The sequence below is a fragment of the Ensifer meliloti genome, from assembly GCF_030064585.1.
In the GTDB taxonomy this organism is placed as follows: Bacteria; Pseudomonadota; Alphaproteobacteria; order Rhizobiales; family Rhizobiaceae; genus Sinorhizobium; species Sinorhizobium meliloti.
Window position 1 is genome coordinate 813,012 of the sequence record NZ_CP120366.1, and the last position, 17,247, is coordinate 830,258.

Below are 17,247 nucleotides of genomic sequence, written 5' to 3' on the forward strand. Positions count from 1 at the left end.
TTCCCTTTGCTGCGCGTCTGCTGCGGCCGATCATAAGTCATTCAATCGAAATAGGTATGTCGTTTCTGCATGGGTTGGTGCCAAAAGCGAATTGGCCAAGCCAACTGCAACCTTTCACCTTGCGCCTGGAGGAAATAGGTGCCGGCCCGTCCGGTGCCGACAGGGGGAGTTGTGAATGGCGTTCGGAATAAAAGCCGATCTTATCCTCATCAATGGCCGGATCTGGCGCGGCCGGGAGGAGGGCATCAGCGAGGCTCTCGCCGTGTGGCAAGGCAAGATTCTTGCAACCGGCAGCGATACGGACATCTTGGGCCTGAAGGGGCCGCGCACCGAGGTCATCGATCTCGAAGGCCGCTTCGCCACCCCCGGCCTCATCGACAACCACCTGCACCTCATCGCGACCGGCATGGCCATGGGCTGGGTCGACGCTACGCCCGCGAGCGCGCCGACGCTCGCCGCCCTGATGGGCCGGATTTCCGACCGCGCAGCCACGACGCCGAAGGGCGGCTGGGTGCGCGCCCGCGGCTATGATCAGGTCAAGCTCGACACCGGACGGCACCCGACGCGCGACGATCTCGATCGCGTCGCCCCCGATCACCCAGTCCTACTGACACGGGCCTGCGGCCATGTTTCGATCGCCAACTCCCGCGCTCTGGAGCTTGCCGGCATCACTGAGGCGACGGCCGTGCCGGAAGGCGGCGTGATCGGCGTCACGGAGGGCCGGCTGAACGGCTTCCTCGCGGAAAACGCGCAGAACCTCGTCAAGGCCGCCATGCCGCCGGCAACGACCGAGGACCTGATCGACGGAATCGAGCGGGCAGGGCGGTATCTGCTCTCCTTCGGAATCACGAGCTGCATGGATGCGGCCGTGGGGCAGGTCTCCGGTTTTGCCGAAATCCAGGCCTATGAGATGGCCAAGCTTTCCGGCCGGCTGCCGGTGCGCGTCTGGCTGACCCTGCTTGGCGATCCAGGCGTTTCCATCGTCGAGGATTGCTGGCGCGCGGGCCTTCTTTCCGGCGCCGGCGACGACATGCTGCGCGTCGGCGGCGTCAAGGTCTTCCTCGACGGCTCGGCGGGCGGGCGCACCGCCTGGATGACGAGGCCCTATAGGGGCGAGCCGGACAATATCGGCGTGCAGATGCTGCCGGATGCGGAGGTCGAGGCGGTCGTCAAGGCCTGCCACGACCGCGGCTATCAGATGGTCTGCCACGCCATCGGCGACGGCGCGATCGAGCAGCTCATCACGGCCTACGAGAAGGCGCTTGCCGCAAATCCCGATCCCGACCGCCGCCATCGCGTCGAGCATTGCGGCTTTTCCACACCGGATCAGAATGCGCGCATGAAGGCGGCCGGTATTCTGCCTGCGCCGCAGATGGCCTTCATCCACGATTTCGGCGACAGCTACATATCCGTGCTCGGGGAGGAGCGCGGCCGGTTGTCCTACCCGATCGGCACCTGGATGCGCATGGGCCTGAAACCGTCGACCGGCTCGGATTCGCCAGTCTGCTCGCCCGATCCGTTCCCGAACCTGCACGCGATGCTCACGCGCCAGACGGGCAAGGGCACGGTGATGGAGGCATCCGAACGGCTGAGCCGCGAGGAGGCATTGCAGACCTATACGGAATACGGCGCCTATTCGCAGAAAGCAGAGGGGGTGAAAGGGCGGCTCGTGCCCGGCCAGTGGGCGGACATCGCCGTCTTCGACAACGACCTTCTGGCCGCCCCGCCCGAAACCATCCTTTCGGACACAAGCTGCGTGCTGACCCTGCTTGCGGGCCGCGTCGTGCATGATGCGCGCTGACGACCTGACGAACTGAACCGAAACGATGCCGAGAACGGCACGAGAGGGAGAACGAAATGCTGAAGAGACTGACACTGGCCGCAATGCTCAGCCTCGGCGTGGCTGCCGGGGCGCTTGCCGCGGGCGAGCGCCATGGCGGAACGCTCGTCTTCACCGCGCCCTACGGCTCGAGCTTCGCCACGCTGGACGTGCAGTCGAGCCCTAACACGCAGGAAGAGTTCATCACGCAGGCCATCCACCGTGCGCTCTACAGCTGGGATTCGAACCAGAACAAGCCCGTCCTGGAACTGGCGACATCGGAGGAGGTTTCCGAGGACGGCAAGGTCCACACCTATCACCTGCGTAAAAACGCCGTGTTCCACAACGGCAAGCCGCTGACGGCCGACGACATCATCTACAGCTACAAGCGCATCGCCAACCCGGAAAACGCCTTCCCCGGCGCGAGCTTCATCGCCGTCATCAAGGGCGCCGAGGACTATATCGCCGGCAAGGCCGACGAGATTTCGGGGCTGAAGAAGATCGATGACCACACGCTCGAGATCACCTATACCGGCACAATCAATCCCGGCTTCCCGCTAATGCAGAACACGACGGTCATCTATCCGTCGAATGTCGAGGACGAATCCACCTTCGGCAAGAATCCGGTCGGCCTCGGCGCCTTCGTCTTCAAGGAGCACGTACCCGGTTCGCAGGTCGTCGTGGAAAAATTCGACAAGTACTACGAGGAGGGCAGGCCCTATCTCGATCGCATCAACATCGTGCTGATGGCTGAGGACGCCGCGCGCGACGTCGCCTTCCGCAACAAGGAAATCGACGTTTCGATCCTCGGCCCTACCCAATACCAGGCCTATCAGGGCGAGGAGGGGCTGAAAGATCACCTCCTGGAAGTCGCCGAGGTCTATACCCGCAATATCGGCTTCAACCCCGCCTTCGAGCCCTTCAAGGACAAGCGGGTGCGCCAGGCGATCAACCATGCCATCAATGCGCCGCTGATCATCGAACGCCTGGTCAAGAACAAGGCCTACCCGGCCTCCGGCTGGCTGCCGATCTCCTCGCCCGCCTTCGACAAGGACAAGGCGCCCTACGCCTACGATCCGGAGAAGGCAAAGGCATTGCTCGCCGAGGCCGGTTATGCCGACGGCTTCGAATTCGAGGTGACGGCGAGCCCGAACGAAAGCTGGGGCGTGCCGATCGTCGAAGCCATCCTGCCGATGCTGAAGAAGGTCGGCATCACGGTGAAGCCGAAGCCGGTCGAAAGCTCCACGCTCGGCGAAGCGGTGACGACCAACAACTTCCAGGCCTTCATCTGGTCGAACCTTTCTGGCCCCGACCCGCTGAACGCACTGCGTTGCTACTATTCGAAGACGGCGCAATCGGCCTGCAACTACACCAGCTATGCAAGCCCGGAATTCGACAAGCTCTACGAGGCGGCGCAGCAGGAACGCGACTCGGCCAAGCAGAACGATCTCCTGCGCCAGGCCAACAACATCGTGCAGGACGACGCTCCGGTCTGGTTCTTCAACTACAACAAGGCGGTGATGGCCTACCAGCCGTGGATCCACGGCCTCGTTCCGAACGCGACGGAACTGGCCATCCAGCCCTATGACGAAATCTGGATCGACGAGACGGCGCCGTCATCGCGCCAGTAAGACCTTGAGGGGGAGGGGGTAGCTGCGGCTGCCCCCTCATCGATTGTCGCCGCCCCCGTGTACAGGGCGGCCAGAACGGAACCGCTCATGCTTCGTTTCACCCTGCGCCGCGTCCTGCAGATCATACCCACGGTCGTGGTCGTTGCGTTGCTTATATTCGTCATCTTCAGCGTCGTACCGGGAACCTTCGCCGCAAGCCTCTTCGCCGACGGCAGGCGCGCCGCCGACCCGCAGATGATCGCCCGCCTCAACGAGGAATTCGGGCTGAACAAGCCGTTGATGGAGCGCTTCGTGACCTATGTCACGGACCTTGCGCAATTCGATCTCGGCACCAGTTTCCGCACCCGTCAGCCGGTGATCGACCTCATCAACGACCGCATGTGGGCCTCGCTGCAACTGGCGATCGCCGCCATGATCTTCGCCCTCGTTATCAGTGTGCCGCTCGGCTTCGTTGCGGCGCTGAGGCCCGGCTCGGTGCTCGATACGGTGACGATGATCGGGGCGGTGTCCGGCCTCTCCATGCCGCAGTTCTGGCTGGGCCTCCTGATGATGTATCTCTTCGCCCTGCAGCTGAACTGGTTGCCGAGCTTCGGCTACGGCGACGGGTCCTTCCGGAACCTGATTCTGCCCGCCGTCACGCTAGGGGTCACGCCGCTTGCGCTTCTCGCGCGCACCACGCGGGCCGGGGTCCTCGATGTCCTCAACGCCGACTTCATCCGCACCGCCCATTCCAAGGGCATGAGCGAGGCCAAGGTGGTGCGCTGGCATGTGGCGCGCAACGCGCTGGTGCTGATCGTCACGACCGTCGGCCTGCAATTCGGTTCGCTGATCGGCCAGGCCGTGGTCATCGAGAAGCTCTTCGCCTGGCCCGGTATCGGCTCGCTTCTGGTGGACAGCGTCGCGAGCCGCGACATTCCCGTGGTGCAGGGCACGATCCTCGTCATCGTGCTCTGGTTCCTCGTCATCAACACGGCCGTCGATCTGATCTATGCCGCGATCGATCCGCGCATCAAGCAGGAGTGACGGGAATGCGCCTCGGCTTCAACTTCTGGCTCGGTGCCGGACTGACGACGCTGGTGATCCTCGCCGGTATCCTCGCGCCGTGGATCGCACCCTTCGACCCGGTGCTCGATGCGGACCTGATGAACTCCGAACTGCCGCCGGACGCCACCTTCTGGTTCGGCACGGACGGGCAGGGGCGGGACGTCTATACCCGCATCCTCTACGGCGCGCAGATATCGCTGACGGTCGGCATCGTCTCGCAGGTGATCAACTCGATCATCGGCGTCACGCTCGGCATGACCGCCGGCTACTGGGGCGGCTGGTGGGACGATCTGGTGAACGGCTTCACGAACGTCATGCTCGCCATTCCATCCCTGATCTTCGCACTCGCCGTGATGGCGGTGCTCGGCCCCGGCCTGCCGTCGCTGCTCATCGCGCTCGGTCTTACCAACTGGAGCTGGACCTGCCGCATCGCCCGCTCTTCCACACTCTCCCTGAAATCGCTGGGCTATGTGCAGGCGGCTCAGACGCTCGGCTACGGGGACCTTCGCATCATGTTCACGCAGATCCTGCCCAACATGATGGGGCCTATCCTCGTCATGGCGACGCTCGGCATGGGCTCGGCGGTGCTTTCGGAAGCCGCGCTCTCCTTTCTGGGCCTCGGCATCCAGCCGCCGTTCCCGAGCTGGGGCTCGATGCTGACGGATGCGCGCCAGCTCATCCAGCTCGCGCCCTGGGTGGCCATCTTCCCCGGCCTTGCCATCTTCCTCTCGGTGCTCGGCTTCAACCTTCTCGGCGACGGCCTGCGCGACAGCCTCGACCCGCATATGAGGACGCGCAACCCATGATCGAGCCGCTTCTGGACATCAGGGATCTCCACTTGGGCATCGCGGTCGGTCGCTCCGTCAATCGCCCGCTCCTCAAAGGAGTCTCGTTCCAAATCATGCCGGGCGAGGCCTATGGCCTCGTCGGCGAGTCCGGCTCGGGCAAGTCGGTGACTTCGCTCGCCGTCATGGGCCTTCTCAAGAAGCCGCTCGCCGTCTCCGGCGGCGAGATATTGTTCAAGGGCCAGAACCTGCTGGAACTGCCGAAGCGCGAAATGCGGCGCCTGCGCGGCAACCGCATCGCCATGATTTTTCAGGAGCCGATGACGGCACTGAACCCGCTCTCGACCATCGGTCGGCAGATCGCCGAAATGTTCGTGCTGCATCAGGGAAAGAGCTGGGACGAGGCGCAGAAACTCGCAATCGAAGCGCTCGCCAGCGTGCGCGTGCCCAATCCCGACCGGCGGGCGCGCAACTATCCGCACCAGATGTCGGGGGGCTTGCGCCAGCGCGTAATGATCGCCATGGCGCTCGCCTGCAATCCGGACCTCCTGATCGCCGACGAGCCGACCACGGCGCTCGACGTCACCGTGCAGGCCGAGGTCTTACGGCTGATTAAAGAACTCTGCGCCGAGCGCGGTACGGCGGTTCTCTTCATCAGCCACGATCTCGGCGTGATCGCCAGCATCTGCCAACGGGTCGGCGTCATGTATGCCGGCTGCCTCGTCGAGGAGAACGAGACGCGGGCGCTCTTCGCGGCACCCCGGCACGAATATACCCGCGGGCTCCTCGGCGCCCTGCCGCGCTTCGGCAGCCGCAGTCTGCACGGCCGCCAGCGGCTGGTCGACATCGACAGCATCATTGCCGACCGCTCGAAGCTCATCGAGACCCGCTTCATCGCGCCGCGCGGTGCGGAAGAGGGGGGCCAGCCATGACCGACCCCCTGCTGGAAGTGGACGACCTGCATGTCCGCTTCTCCGTTTCCGGCGGAGGACTGCTCGGAACCGGTCGGCGCATGCTGCATGCCGTCAACGGCATCGGCTTCTCGCTCTCCAAGGGCGAATGCCTGTCGATCGTCGGCGAATCCGGTTGCGGCAAGTCCACGACGGCGCTCTCGGTTCTCGGTCTTCAGGAGCCGACCGAAGGCACGATCCGTTATCGCGGTCAGCCGCTCACCGGGCCGGGGGCGCCCGGACGCATGCAGCGCGCCAAGGCGGTGCAGATGGTTTTCCAGGACCCCTATGCCTCGCTGAACCCGCGCCAGTCGGTACGCACCTCGCTGGCTGCGCCGCTGCGGCTGCACGGCATCACGGCGGCATCGGAGATCGCCGACCGGATCGAGGTCATGCTCGCCAATGTGGGGCTGACGCCCGAGCAGGCGAACCGCTATCCGCACGAGTTCTCCGGCGGCCAACGCCAGCGCATCGGCATTGCCCGCGCGCTCATCCTCGAACCGGAAATCGTCGTGCTAGACGAACCGGTATCCGCCCTCGACGTGTCGATACGCGCACAGATCATCAACCTGCTGCTGGACCTGCAGGAAAAGCTCGGCCTCGGCTACCTGATGATCAGCCACGACCTGAGCGTGGTGGAGCATATGAGCGACCGGGTGCTGGTGATGTTCTTCGGACAGGTCGTGGAGGAGGGCGGCTGGCGGGACATCTTCGAAAGGCCCGCCCATCCCTATACGCGTCGGCTCATCGCCGCCATTCCCGATCCGGATGCAGCCCTGAACCCGGGGACGAAAGACCACTTTGCCGATGTGCCGCTTCCTGACGGTCGCAGCTTCGCAGTTGACGGCAGCACCGCACCGGACGTCTTTTCCGCGCCCCCGCCCTCCGAACTCGTCGAGATCGCGCCTGGTCATCGTATGAGATTGGTGCCAGCCGTCTAGAGCAATTCCAGGAGAAGTGCGGAGCGGTTTTCCGTCTGGGATTGCGGAAACAAAGGGTTAGAGAGTTTCCGCGATTCGGAGAAAGCGAACTGCTGTTCGGCATCGGTGTGCTGCCGGACGGTCGGCGCAAGAAGGCTCTGACCGAAATGCTTGACGGCGTGCTCGAACTGTTTGGCGATCGCGTATTGCCGTTCGACATTGGAGCTGCGCGCTGCTATGCCAAGCTTGCGGTGACCGCTCGAGCGGCCGGCAAAGAATTTCCGACGCGCCCAACGGATATATTGCCGCCATTGCCGCCTCCAGGGGATTTATCGTCGCGACAGGCGATACCGGCTCGGCAGAGCTTACCGTCGTAAATCCTTGGCACTACCGATGAATCAGAAACCTCATCCGCTGGTCTTCGGATCGTTTCGGGCGGCGGGTAGAGAGCAGCAGGTCGAGCGGCGCGGGCCGTCTGCATTCAGCAGTCACCCAGCGTCTGCAACGCGTGAAAAGCCGAGGTTCGGTGCGCGCCCACCGGCTGCTGCCTCACCGCGTCTATTGCTGCTAATATTGCCCGATTGGAAGGTCTTGGAAATGCTCTACCGTTCCCTCAAGCTGCACCCACTTATGTTTCGACCGTTCGAATACTGACATGGCAGGTGGCGCGAAGGCCGGATCGGCAAATGAACCTACCGCTACCCCGATCCAGGACGGCGAAGCGTCGGCTTTCCAAAAGAGGGTCGAGCCGCAGGTTGGGCAAAAATGCATTCGGACCTTGCGACCGCTCTCGGCCGTACGAATGTATTCTGTAGACACTCCAGATATTTCGACACAGTCAATCGAGTAGAACGCATTAGCGCTGAACGGTGCACCAGTTCTTCGCTGGCAAGCCAAACAGTGACACAGCGCGGTCAATTGTGGCGGTTCATTAAGCATCAGTCTTAAAGCGCCGCAGGCGCATTGGGCATTGGTCATGGATACTCCTCCCGCTTGCACGGTGAGATTGCGTATATTGAGGGCTGAAGCGCGGGCCCGAACCGCAATTCATTGCGGTGGGCGATGCGAGGGGGCTGGACCTGATGCAATTTCAGGTTCACAGAAGCTTGAGTGTAGATCTCTAAAGCGCCGGGGTCTAGAGCGGGATGAGGAGAAGTGCGTGCGATTTTCCTCCCGCATCCCGCGTCTCACGATTCTAAGTCGCGTCCTCATTAGCGAACGGCGAAGGAGCTGGGCAGCTTCTCGCCATATCCTTCAAGAAGGACGCCGTGACCAACCTGCGGCGCGCGTGCGATCAACGGTACTCCTTGGATGACGCTGCCGGTCCGAAAATGCGCGAGTCAAAAAATGGCGGGAACAAAACCGCGTCTGGTACGTTCATGCACGTTAACCGAGATTGCGCACCCGGGGGTCGCGTGTCGAGCAGAGTTGTCCCTCCATGACTCCGGTTGAGATTCAATCGATCCCTTGAAGAGCCGCGAGAGCCCTGTTTACATGTCGAATGTCGAGGAATTTCCACTCACCGGTCGCGTACTGACCGAATACGAAGCGCTGATTACGTCAGCTCCAACTGCGCTTGATGCTATACCGGGAGCCGTTTATGTCTGTGATCACGAGGGGTGGCTCGTGGGCTACAACGCGGAGGCTGCCGAACTTTGGGGTAGACAGCCGTCGCTTAGCGCACCGCGAGAGCGATTTTGTGGTTCCCAGCGTCTTTTCCTCTCGGACGGCTCGCCCATGGACCACCAGGAATGCCCCATGGCTGAGGCGATCAAGACCGGTGTCTCGACGCGCAACGCCGAAGTGATCATCGAAAGACCCGACGGATCCCGCATTTTTGCGCTCGTGAACATTCGTCCGCTCAGAGACCATCGGGGAGTAATTCAAGGGGCGATCAATTGCTTTCAGGATATTTCGCAACAAAAGCGGATCGAGGCGGAGGTTAACTGCAAGAGCAAGGACCTGGAGGACTTCTTCGAGAACAGCGCCATCGGGCTGCACATCGTCAGCGCCGCGGGGATCATCCTGCGGGCAAATAAGGCAGAGCTGGAGCTCCTGGGGTATCCGGCGGACGAGTATGTAGGCCGGCACATTGCTGAATTCCACGCAGATGCACCGGTTATCGGCGATATTCTTGACCGTCTTTCCTGCGGCGAAAAGCTTGATCGCTATCCCGCCCGCTTGCGCGCACGGGATGGCTCGATCAAGCATGTGCTGATCACCTCCAACAGTCGCTTCGAGGATGGGAAATTCGTCAATACGCGGTGCTTCACGACCGATATAACGAGCCTGCACGAAACCGAAAACGCGTGGCGCGAGACTGAGGAACGCTTGGCGGCCACGTATCAGGCGGCCACGATCGGGATCGCCGAGTCCGATGCGGATGGGCGCCTATTGCGGGTGAATGATGCATTTTGCACCATGCTGGGCCGCTCGCGCGAACAACTCCTGAACATGACGTTCCTCGACTACACGCACGAGGATGACCGCGACGAGGAGGCCCGTTGCTACGCGCGGCAGGTCAGCGGAGAGACTGATACCTATGCTATCCGCAAGCGCGCCGTGAAGGCGGACGGTACGGTGATCTATCTCGACGTTTACAGCTCGACGGTGCGCGATCGCACCGGTCGATTCCGTTATGGCGTGCGGGTTCTGCTTGATGTCACCGAAGCCAAACGCATGGACGACCGCCGCCGCGAAAGCGAACAGCATATGCGTGATTTGCTCGAGGCGCTGCCCGCCGCCGTCTACACCACAGATGCCGAAGGTCGCATCACCTTCTTCAATAAGGCGGCTGTCGAAATGGCCGGCCGCACCCCACAGATCGGAGATAAATGGTGTGTCACCTGGCGTCTCTATAGGCCGGACGGCACCTACCTGCCGCACGACCAATGTCCAATGGCCGTGACGCTCAAAGAAGATCGACCGGTCCGTGGCGAACAAGCCGTGGCCGAAAGACCGGATGGTACCCGTGTGCCGTTCATACCTTATCCCACTCCGCTGCACGATGTCGCCGGCAAGCTTGTTGGGGCGGTCAATATGCTGGTGGACATCTCCGATCGCGAGAAAGCTGCGGAATATGCAGAACGGCTCGCGTCAATTGTCAGATTCTCGGATGATGCGATCGTAAGCAAGGACACGCAAGGCATTATCCAGACTTGGAATAAAGGTGCCGAACGCCTGTTCGGCTATAGCGCCGAGGAAGTGATCGGAAAACCTATAAACATCCTCATTCCGCCCGACCGCCAGGGCGAGGAACCCGGCATCCTTGAAAGGATTCGGCGAGACGAGCACATCGACCATTATGAGACGGTACGTATTCGAAAGGACGGAAGCCTGATCGATGTCTCCTTAACGGTTTCCCCTTTGAAAGACGCCCTCGGTCGCGTCGTCGGCGCGTCGAAGATCGCGCGCGATATTACTGAAAGGCGACGCAGCGAAGAACACCGCAAGCTCCTGGTCAACGAACTGAACCACCGCGTGAAGAACACGCTCGCCACGGTTCAATCGCTGGCTGCGCAAACCTTCCGTGGTGTAAATGCAAGCGAAGATTTTGGCCGGTTCCAAAGCCGGCTCGTAGCATTGGCGAGGGCGCACGACGTGCTTACTCGGGAGAGCTGGCAGGGTGCGGATCTTGGAGAGGTTCTTCACGCGACGATCAATCCGATTTGCGTGGAACCCCAGCAGCGCGTTCAGGCCTCTGGTCCGCCGCTCCGGTTGCGGCCGAAAATGGCGTTGGCATTATCGATGGCTTTTCATGAGCTTTGCACAAACGCTGCAAAATACGGGGCGCTCACGAACGACGGTGGTCTGATCAAGGTCAACTGGCATGTCAGCAATATTGAGAGCGTATCTCACCTGCATTTACAATGGGAGGAGATTGGTGGTCCATCTGTCATGGTCCCAGCGCGGACCGGTTTTGGCACTCGTCTGCTGGAACGTGCTTTGGCCCGCGAACTGGGCGGCAAAGTTGACCTTGTGTTTGCACCGAGTGGCGTGCGCTTTCACATCGAAGCGCCACTCACATGACGTCCAATGCTTTTACGGGCTTGACGCATGACAGAGCGCAGACTTCGGGTTCTCGTGGTCGAAGACGAATCCATGATCGCCATGCTGATTGAAGATACACTATGCGAACTCGGGCATGAGGTCGCCGCTACAGCCTCTCGGATGCAGGAGGCGCTCGATATCGCGCGGAAAGGGCAGTTTGACATCGCCATCATCGACGTCAACCTGGACGGGGAGCCCAGTTATCCCGTCGCGGACATTTTGGCGGAGCGCAACGTGCCCTTCATTTTTGCCACGGGTTATGGCAGCAAAGGCCTGGATACAAGGTATTCGAACATCCCCTTGCTGACGAAGCCGTTTTTGGACAGCGAACTGGAAGCCGTACTCGTGCAGATCTCAAAGGAAGTTTAGCGAACGGATCTTCCTCAGGCACAGCCGGATTTCGCCCATGTCGGCTCGGCCACAGCGTCTTGGCGTCGAGACCTCGCGCTGCAGCCTGAGCGTGGGAGCAAGTATCGGTCGACCGCGGGAACCAATCCCGCATCTACCCACCAGACGGACATCCGTCGCCACGAGTGCACGGCCGGAATTGCCGTGGTGATCGAGGCGTCGGTTTGGATAAACTATGTCGTAGCCCTCGACGTTGATGCCGCTGCGGTCAAGCGCACTGACAATGCCCGAGGTCACGGGCCGCGGCCGAGTGGATCCCCGGCGATGTCGGTTGGCTCGTCGTTGCCGACCAGCTCGGCCGTATAGCGAACTCCTTAGTGGAGAGTAGACCAGCGAGCTCTCGGGCCTGGCGTACTCCTCAGGCCGCCAAACCCTTTGACCCGCTACGCTGCCGTCGTCTCAATCTTGCGCACCTTTTCCTGCGGGCTAAATTAAACAGAAATGTTGACGCGCAGTTTGCCGCGGCCGTGCATTCGACGTGCCCGTTAAATTGGTGGAGGTGTTCGGTGACTGATGATCCCTATCAGATACTCGGCGTTCCGCGTACCGGCAAACCGGATGAGATCCGCAAAGCCTACCGCAAGCGCGCAAAGGAGCTGCACCCAGATCTCCATCCAGGCGACAAGGAGGTGGAAACCAAATTCAAGGCGCTTTCCGCAGCCTACCATTTGCTGAGCGATCCCGAGCAGCGGGCCCGGTTCGACCGGGGCGAGATCGATGCATCGGGGGCTGAACGGCCGCAGCAGCACTTTTACAGGCACTACGCCGATGCAGACCACGCACGGCGGTATGGATCAGCGGGCGGAACTGGTGAATTCGAAGATGTGTCGGACATCTTCGCGGATCTTTTCGGGCAGGGCGGGGCAGGGGGCCGTTTCAAGGCGCGTGGGCAGGACCGTCATTATCACCTCGAACTCGAGTTCCTTGACGCGGTAAACGGCGCCCGACGCCGCATCACCTTTCCCGACGGTAACACGCTCGACTTAGCCATTCCTGCTGGGACACGTGATGGCAGCACGCTGCGGCTGAGGGGCAAGGGGACGCCGGGGATTGCTGGCGGGGAACCCGGAGATGCCTTAATCGAAATTAGTGTCCGTTCTCACTCGGTCTTCCGCCGTGAAGGCAACGACATCGAAATAGATCTGCCAATTACGCTTTATGAAGCTGTGCTTGGTGCAAAGATCGAAGTGCCGACGATCTCCGGCCGCGTATCGATGACCATCCCTAAGGGTTCAAATACGGGCGACATCCTGCGTCTGAGGGGCAAAGGGGTGAAGTCGCAACACGGCCCCGCCGGGGATCAGCGTGTTACGCTGAAGGTCGTTCTGCCGACGGCGACCGATCCCGATCTCGAGCGATTCATGGAAACGTGGCGGCGGAGCCACGCTTATGACCCGCGCGAGGCTCTAGGGAGGGCCACATGAAATTGACGGAGAGGCAAGTCCTTGAACAGTTCGACATTGTAACCCGCAAACAGCTGCGCCAGTGGGTGCACAGCGGCTGGATCGTGCCGGCTCAAGGCGAGCGCGGGCCCTCATTTGACGACGTCGACGTCGCTCGCATCCGCCTGGTTTGTGAACTCCGGCGCGACATGAACGTCAACGATGACGCTGTGCCGATCATCCTTGCGCTGCTGGATCAGCTCTATGGGCTGAGGCGGGAGCTTAGAACAATCGCGACTGCGCTGCTGGAGCAGCCTGATGAGGTACGCCAGCAATTGAAGCAGGCGCTCTTGTCGCCTATTGGCCAGCAACATTAGCTACGACATCGTAATTTGTTATCGCAAAGGCGCTGCAGGGCGCTGGCTCAGGAGCGCCCTACTGGCCACACTTTCCGAGGAGGTGGTCGCCGCTTGGTGCGACCTCCGTCAGTATGAGCCAAAGGGAAGATTCGTCGACTTCCCGATAATTCAAAATGACTAATATATAGGGCAACGCCGTTATGATATTCAGTTTGCTTCAGCAGCGAGCCTCAGGGAGGTAAGCATGTTTCGGTTGGGCATTGGGTTCGCATGTTTCGCCACCTCTGCTTTTGGGCTACAGCCTCTCGGGGCCGCTGCCGACGATCCCGCAATTGCGCGAGGGGAATATCTCGTCACAATGGGCGGCTGCAACGACTGCCACACACCGGGATATTTTTTCGGAAAGCCGGACAGCTCACGCTTTCTCGGCGGGTCGGATGTAGGCTTCGAAATTCCCGGGGAGGGTGTTTTCATCGGTCGCAACATCACGCCCGACAAGGAGACCGGCATCGGCAGCTGGACTAGGGAGCAGATTGTGACTGCCATTCAGACCGGGCAGCGCCCCGACGGCCGCATGCTGGCGCCGATCATGCCGTGGCACGCATTTGCGCAACTCACAGAAGAAGACGCAGGCGCAATTGCAGCATTCCTTCAAAGCCTGAAGCCGGTAAGCCATCAGGTGCCGGGCCCGTTTAAGCCAGGGGAAAAGGTATCAACCTTTATGTTCAGGATCTTGCCACCGGGCGAAACCGCGGCCGCAGCGCCAAAATAGCCGTTGCACTCGGCTCCGAAGTCTTCCAGCGCCACCGCCGTTCCCTTGGGCTCAGCCTTTGTGTTTGCCACCCTGTGGGCTGCTTTTCTCGGCATTCTTGAGCTGATTGGTGAAGCTCGTCTCTACCTTCACCGGCGCCTTTTCCTTTTTCGGCTTCCGCGCCTCGCGGTTGCCTCTCACTTGTCCTTTAGCCATCGATGCGATCCTCTTGACGTTGAATTTGATGAAGCTGGCCCGCCATAGGGGCGGGCCAATGAGAAACGGCCGAGGCGTCCAATATGCTCTCAAATGAGCCGGTCGTCATCAGCCGCTTGAGGCGCGCGACGCGGCGCTCCAGTTGTGCCCGATTTCTTGTTCTCTTCCTTCGCGGCTTCGCTTATTTGCTTGGTACGTTTGTTTTCGGCTTCCTTCAGCGAGGGCTGCGGATCGGGCTTTCTCTCGAAACGAATCATTTGACGTTCTCCTGATCTGATAATTGGGAGCGCTCCAAACCAACACCGGAGCGCTTTTCATGCTTTGCCCTCAGATGGCGAGAGCGGTGGCGCAACCTTGAACGCTGCGGCTGTCGGGTGCGGTCTCGCCCGGCATCGTCGCCCAACCGCCGGCCTCCACGAATTGACGCTTCTTGTAACCGTCAGTGATTGCCTTGAACTCGATCAGTTTTGCGGCCGCGTCCGGGGCGGCGTTAAACCGCTCGACGCATATGGCGGATGCCAGTTCGCCGCGTGCAATGTCGGCTGCGGCCGCTGCCGCTGTGCGAGACGTGCCGCCGGTCACCCACCCGCCCCAGTTGAAGCCGACGATCATCGTCGCGGCTGCCGTGGCGACGCACGCCCATACGAGGATCGCCTTGGATGGCTTGTAGCTGCCAAATTGCTGGGTGATTGACGTCTTGCTGTTCTGCATGGCCACTGGAAGTCTCCCCGTCCGTCGTTGTTCGAGTTTCGCCGCCTGGCCACCCGGCCGGACGGTTCAGGCGCTGCTCTCAGTATCCCATACTATCCACGGCGCCGTTTCCGGTGCTTTGGGGAGACCCTCTCTCGGGAATATCGGCGATCATGGCTTCGGCGGTGATCAGAAGTGACGCGATCGAGCCAGCGTCCCGCAATGCTGTCCGTACGACCTTGGCGGGATCGACGATGCCGGCCTTGATCATATCGACATAGGTTTCCGTCTGTGCGTCGAACCCTTGGTTGTGATCCCTGCCGTCGACAAGCTTTCCGACAACGATCGAACCTTCCACACCGGCATTGTCGGCGATCTGGCGGATTGGTGCTTCCAGGGCTCGGCGCACGATCGAGATGCCTGCCGTTACGTCGGCGTTATCGTCGGTGAGACCGACAAGGGCCGATTTTGCTCGGAGCAGCGCCACCCCGCCGCCGGGAACGATGCCTTCTTCGACCGCCGCGCGCGTAGCGTTCAGGGCATCGTCGATGCGGTCCTTCTTTTCCTTCACTTCAAGCTCGGTCGCGCCGCCGACGCGGATGACCGCGACGCCGCCGGCGAGTTTCGCCAACCGCTCCTGCAGCTTTTCCTTGTCGTAGTCGGACGCCGTCTCCTCGATCTGCGCCTTGATTTGGCTGACGCGCGCCTGAATGGAGGCTTTGTCGCCGGAGCCGTCGATGATTGTGGTCGTGTCTTTCTCGATCAGCACCCGCCTGGCGCGGCCAAGCATATCGAGCGTGACATTCTCAAGCTTGATGCCGAGATCCTCGGAGATCATCTGGCCGGCCGTCAAAACGGCAATGTCTTCCAGCATGGCCTTGCGGCGGTCGCCGAAACCTGGCGTCTTGACTGCCGCGATCTTCAGGCCACCTCGCAGCCTGTTGACGACGAGCGTCGCCAGCACTTCGCCTTCGACGTCTTCGGAGATGATCAGCAACGGTTTCCCGCTCTGCACCGCGGCCTCCAGGATAGGCAGCATAGCCTGCAGGCTGCCGAGCTTCTTCTCGTGAATGAGGATGTAGGGATCCTCCAGTTCCACGCGCATCTTCTCGGCATTGGTCACGAAATACGGCGAGAGATAACCGCGGTCGAACTGCATGCCCTCGACGACGTCGAGTTCGGTATCGGCCGTCCTGGCCTCTTCGACGGTAATGACACCCTCGTTGCCAACCTTCTCCATCGCCCTTGCGATCATCTCGCCGACGCCGGCGTCGCCATTGGCGGCGATCGTGCCGACCTGAGCGATCTCGCTCGACGAGATGACCTTCGTCGCGCGCGCCTTGATTTCCGCGAGGACAGCGGCAACCCCAAGATCGATGCCGCGCTTTAGGTCCATTGGGTTCATGCCCACCGAAACCAGCTTGGCGCCTTCGCGAAAGATGGACGCGGCGAGCACGGTCGCCGTCGTGGTGCCGTCGCCGGCAAGGTCATTGGTCTTCGAGGCTACCGCGCGCACCATCTGCGCACCCATATTTTCGAACTTGTCTTCAAGTTCGATTTCCTTGGCGACAGAGACGCCGTCTTTGGTAATGCGTGGAGCGCCATAGGACTTGTCGATAACGACATTGCGGCCCTTTGGGCCGAGTGTCACCTTGACGGCATTGTTGAGCAATTCCACGCCGCGAAGCAGGCGATCGCGGGCGTCAGTGGAGAAGACTATTTGTTTGGCGGACATTGTTTTTGGCCAGTTCGGGCTTGAGATAAGGGTCGGAATCCGACGGATCAGGCAGCATTGGCGGCGGTCGGAACGGTGTTCGCGACGATGCCCATGATGTCGGATTCCTTCATGATCAGTAGGTCTTCGCCATCGATCTTGACCTCTGTTCCGGACCATTTACCGAACAGGATCGTGTCGCCGATCTTGACGTCGAGCGGGATAAGTTTTCCGCTTTCGTCACGGGAGCCGGGACCGACGGCGATCACTTCGCCCTCTTGGGGCTTTTCCTTGGCGGTGTCGGGGATGATGATCCCGCCCTTGGATTGAGTGTTACCTTCGGCGCGTCGGATGACGACGCGGTCGAGGAGCGGGCGGAATGTCATGGGATTCTTTCTGCGGCCAGCGTATAGGGCGGCTGCAACTCCTAAATAGCATCGCCAGCGCGCGATTAATAGAGGTGCCAAGAAATATTATTCGAAGCTGGGCGTGACGTGAAATTAGTGTCCGAACTTCGCGCAAACCGTT

Annotated in this window: 17 protein-coding genes and 2 pseudogenes; 12 read left to right on the top strand and 7 right to left on the bottom strand. The window is 61.1% G+C overall.

Annotated features, from left to right (window positions below; translation table 11 throughout):
• The first annotated feature begins 175 nt into the window (after positions 1-175).
• From PZL22_RS28425 to PZL22_RS28455, 7 genes and pseudogenes are all read left to right on the top strand, one after another.
• Positions 176-1,801 (top strand): amidohydrolase, encoded by a 1,626-nt coding sequence (locus PZL22_RS28425; RefSeq protein WP_013845138.1) that lies wholly within the window; start codon positions 176-178, stop codon positions 1,799-1,801.
• 56 nt (positions 1,802-1,857) lie between these two features.
• On the top strand, positions 1,858-3,450 hold the full coding sequence (locus tag PZL22_RS28430) for an ABC transporter substrate-binding protein (RefSeq protein WP_013845137.1): 1,593 nt from the start codon (positions 1,858-1,860) through the stop codon (positions 3,448-3,450).
• Positions 3,451-3,537: 87 nt separating this feature from the next.
• The gene (locus PZL22_RS28435) at positions 3,538-4,473 is read left to right on the top strand and encodes an ABC transporter permease (protein WP_010967052.1); all 936 of its coding nucleotides are present in this window, start codon (positions 3,538-3,540) and stop codon (positions 4,471-4,473) included.
• A gap of 5 nt (positions 4,474-4,478) precedes the next feature.
• Complete coding sequence (locus PZL22_RS28440; RefSeq protein WP_010967053.1) at positions 4,479-5,300, top strand: ABC transporter permease; 822 nt, start codon at positions 4,479-4,481, stop codon at positions 5,298-5,300.
• Positions 5,297-6,211, top strand: a complete 915-nt coding sequence (locus tag PZL22_RS28445; protein ID WP_013845136.1) for an ABC transporter ATP-binding protein — start codon at positions 5,297-5,299, stop codon at positions 6,209-6,211. Before PZL22_RS28440 ends, PZL22_RS28445 begins: the two co-directional genes overlap by 4 nt.
• A complete protein-coding gene (locus tag PZL22_RS28450) occupies positions 6,208-7,170 on the top strand; it encodes an ATP-binding cassette domain-containing protein (protein WP_010967055.1) in 963 nt (320 codons plus the stop codon). The genes PZL22_RS28445 and PZL22_RS28450 overlap by 4 nt, the downstream gene beginning before the upstream one ends.
• 83 nt (positions 7,171-7,253) lie before the next feature.
• Positions 7,254-7,546 (top strand): annotated as a pseudogene (locus PZL22_RS28455) (PIN domain-containing protein); the annotation flags it as partial.
• A gap of 170 nt (positions 7,547-7,716) precedes the next feature.
• Here PZL22_RS28455 and PZL22_RS28460 read toward each other — a convergent pair.
• On the bottom strand, positions 7,717-8,127 hold the full coding sequence (locus PZL22_RS28460) for a GFA family protein (protein ID WP_013845134.1): 411 nt from the start codon (positions 8,125-8,127) through the stop codon (positions 7,717-7,719).
• Positions 8,128-8,643: 516 nt separating this feature from the next.
• Here PZL22_RS28460 and PZL22_RS28465 point away from each other — a divergent pair.
• Together PZL22_RS28465 and PZL22_RS28470 are read left to right on the top strand one after the other, a co-directional pair.
• Positions 8,644-11,178, top strand: a complete 2,535-nt coding sequence (locus PZL22_RS28465) for a PAS domain-containing sensor histidine kinase (RefSeq protein WP_014528201.1) — start codon at positions 8,644-8,646, stop codon at positions 11,176-11,178.
• 27 nt (positions 11,179-11,205) lie between these two features.
• A complete protein-coding gene (locus PZL22_RS28470) occupies positions 11,206-11,568 on the top strand; it encodes a response regulator (RefSeq protein ID WP_010967059.1) in 363 nt (120 codons plus the stop codon).
• A 135-nt stretch (positions 11,569-11,703) separates the two neighbouring features.
• Here the strand turns inward: PZL22_RS28470 and PZL22_RS31705 are convergent.
• Positions 11,704-11,915, bottom strand: a pseudogene (locus PZL22_RS31705) (serine endoprotease DegQ); the annotation flags it as partial.
• A gap of 198 nt (positions 11,916-12,113) precedes the next feature.
• Between PZL22_RS31705 and PZL22_RS28475 the strand changes: the two are divergent.
• From PZL22_RS28475 to PZL22_RS28485, 3 genes are all read left to right on the top strand, one after another.
• Positions 12,114-13,031: a DnaJ C-terminal domain-containing protein gene (locus tag PZL22_RS28475; RefSeq protein ID WP_010967060.1), complete on the top strand. Its 918-nt coding sequence runs from the start codon at positions 12,114-12,116 to the stop codon at positions 13,029-13,031.
• Positions 13,028-13,366 (top strand): chaperone modulator CbpM, encoded by a 339-nt coding sequence (locus tag PZL22_RS28480; protein WP_010967061.1) that lies wholly within the window; start codon positions 13,028-13,030, stop codon positions 13,364-13,366. Before PZL22_RS28475 ends, PZL22_RS28480 begins: the two co-directional genes overlap by 4 nt.
• Positions 13,367-13,592: 226 nt before the next feature.
• Positions 13,593-14,120, top strand: coding sequence for a c-type cytochrome (locus PZL22_RS28485; RefSeq protein ID WP_284718726.1), 528 nt, complete (start codon positions 13,593-13,595; stop codon positions 14,118-14,120).
• 51 nt (positions 14,121-14,171) lie between these two features.
• On the opposite strand, the gene PZL22_RS28490 is transcribed toward PZL22_RS28485, so the two are convergent.
• From PZL22_RS28490 to PZL22_RS28510, 5 genes are all read right to left on the bottom strand, one after another.
• Complete coding sequence (locus tag PZL22_RS28490) at positions 14,172-14,315, bottom strand: hypothetical protein (RefSeq protein ID WP_003525318.1); 144 nt, start codon at positions 14,313-14,315, stop codon at positions 14,172-14,174.
• 89 nt (positions 14,316-14,404) lie between these two features.
• Positions 14,405-14,572 carry a hypothetical protein gene (locus PZL22_RS28495; RefSeq protein WP_010967063.1) on the bottom strand — a complete coding sequence of 56 codons (168 nt, stop codon included), beginning with the start codon at positions 14,570-14,572 and terminating at the stop codon, positions 14,405-14,407.
• A gap of 70 nt (positions 14,573-14,642) precedes the next feature.
• Entirely contained in the window at positions 14,643-15,026 is a 384-nt protein-coding gene (locus PZL22_RS28500; protein ID WP_010967064.1) for a hypothetical protein, read from the bottom strand.
• A gap of 79 nt (positions 15,027-15,105) precedes the next feature.
• The gene (gene groL, locus PZL22_RS28505; RefSeq protein ID WP_010967065.1) at positions 15,106-16,740 is read right to left on the bottom strand and encodes a chaperonin GroEL; all 1,635 of its coding nucleotides are present in this window, start codon (positions 16,738-16,740) and stop codon (positions 15,106-15,108) included.
• A gap of 47 nt (positions 16,741-16,787) precedes the next feature.
• Positions 16,788-17,105 carry a co-chaperone GroES gene (locus PZL22_RS28510; protein WP_010967066.1) on the bottom strand — a complete coding sequence of 106 codons (318 nt, stop codon included), beginning with the start codon at positions 17,103-17,105 and terminating at the stop codon, positions 16,788-16,790.
• Between the last annotated feature and the right edge of the window lie 142 nt (positions 17,106-17,247).

Bases quoted from the DNA above. Each gene is read 5' to 3' on its own strand.
- PZL22_RS28425 (WP_013845138.1), top strand. From the start codon at position 176: ATGGCGTTCGGAATAAAAGCCGATCTTATCCTCATCAATGGCCGGATC.
- PZL22_RS28430 (WP_013845137.1), top strand. From the start codon at position 1,858: ATGCTGAAGAGACTGACACTGGCCGCAATGCTCAGCCTCGGCGTGGCT.
- PZL22_RS28435 (WP_010967052.1), top strand. From the start codon at position 3,538: ATGCTTCGTTTCACCCTGCGCCGCGTCCTGCAGATCATACCCACGGTC.
- PZL22_RS28440 (WP_010967053.1), top strand. From the start codon at position 4,479: ATGCGCCTCGGCTTCAACTTCTGGCTCGGTGCCGGACTGACGACGCTG.
- PZL22_RS28445 (WP_013845136.1), top strand. From the start codon at position 5,297: ATGATCGAGCCGCTTCTGGACATCAGGGATCTCCACTTGGGCATCGCG.
- PZL22_RS28450 (WP_010967055.1), top strand. From the start codon at position 6,208: ATGACCGACCCCCTGCTGGAAGTGGACGACCTGCATGTCCGCTTCTCC.
- PZL22_RS28460 (WP_013845134.1), bottom strand. From the start codon at position 8,127: ATGACCAATGCCCAATGCGCCTGCGGCGCTTTAAGACTGATGCTTAAT.
- PZL22_RS28465 (WP_014528201.1), top strand. From the start codon at position 8,644: ATGTCGAATGTCGAGGAATTTCCACTCACCGGTCGCGTACTGACCGAA.
- PZL22_RS28470 (WP_010967059.1), top strand. From the start codon at position 11,206: ATGACAGAGCGCAGACTTCGGGTTCTCGTGGTCGAAGACGAATCCATG.
- PZL22_RS28480 (WP_010967061.1), top strand. From the start codon at position 13,028: ATGAAATTGACGGAGAGGCAAGTCCTTGAACAGTTCGACATTGTAACC.
- PZL22_RS28485 (WP_284718726.1), top strand. From the start codon at position 13,593: ATGTTTCGGTTGGGCATTGGGTTCGCATGTTTCGCCACCTCTGCTTTT.
- PZL22_RS28490 (WP_003525318.1), bottom strand. From the start codon at position 14,315: ATGGCTAAAGGACAAGTGAGAGGCAACCGCGAGGCGCGGAAGCCGAAA.
- PZL22_RS28495 (WP_010967063.1), bottom strand. From the start codon at position 14,572: ATGATTCGTTTCGAGAGAAAGCCCGATCCGCAGCCCTCGCTGAAGGAA.
- PZL22_RS28500 (WP_010967064.1), bottom strand. From the start codon at position 15,026: ATGCAGAACAGCAAGACGTCAATCACCCAGCAATTTGGCAGCTACAAG.
- groL (WP_010967065.1), bottom strand. From the start codon at position 16,740: ATGTCCGCCAAACAAATAGTCTTCTCCACTGACGCCCGCGATCGCCTG.
- PZL22_RS28510 (WP_010967066.1), bottom strand. From the start codon at position 17,105: ATGACATTCCGCCCGCTCCTCGACCGCGTCGTCATCCGACGCGCCGAA.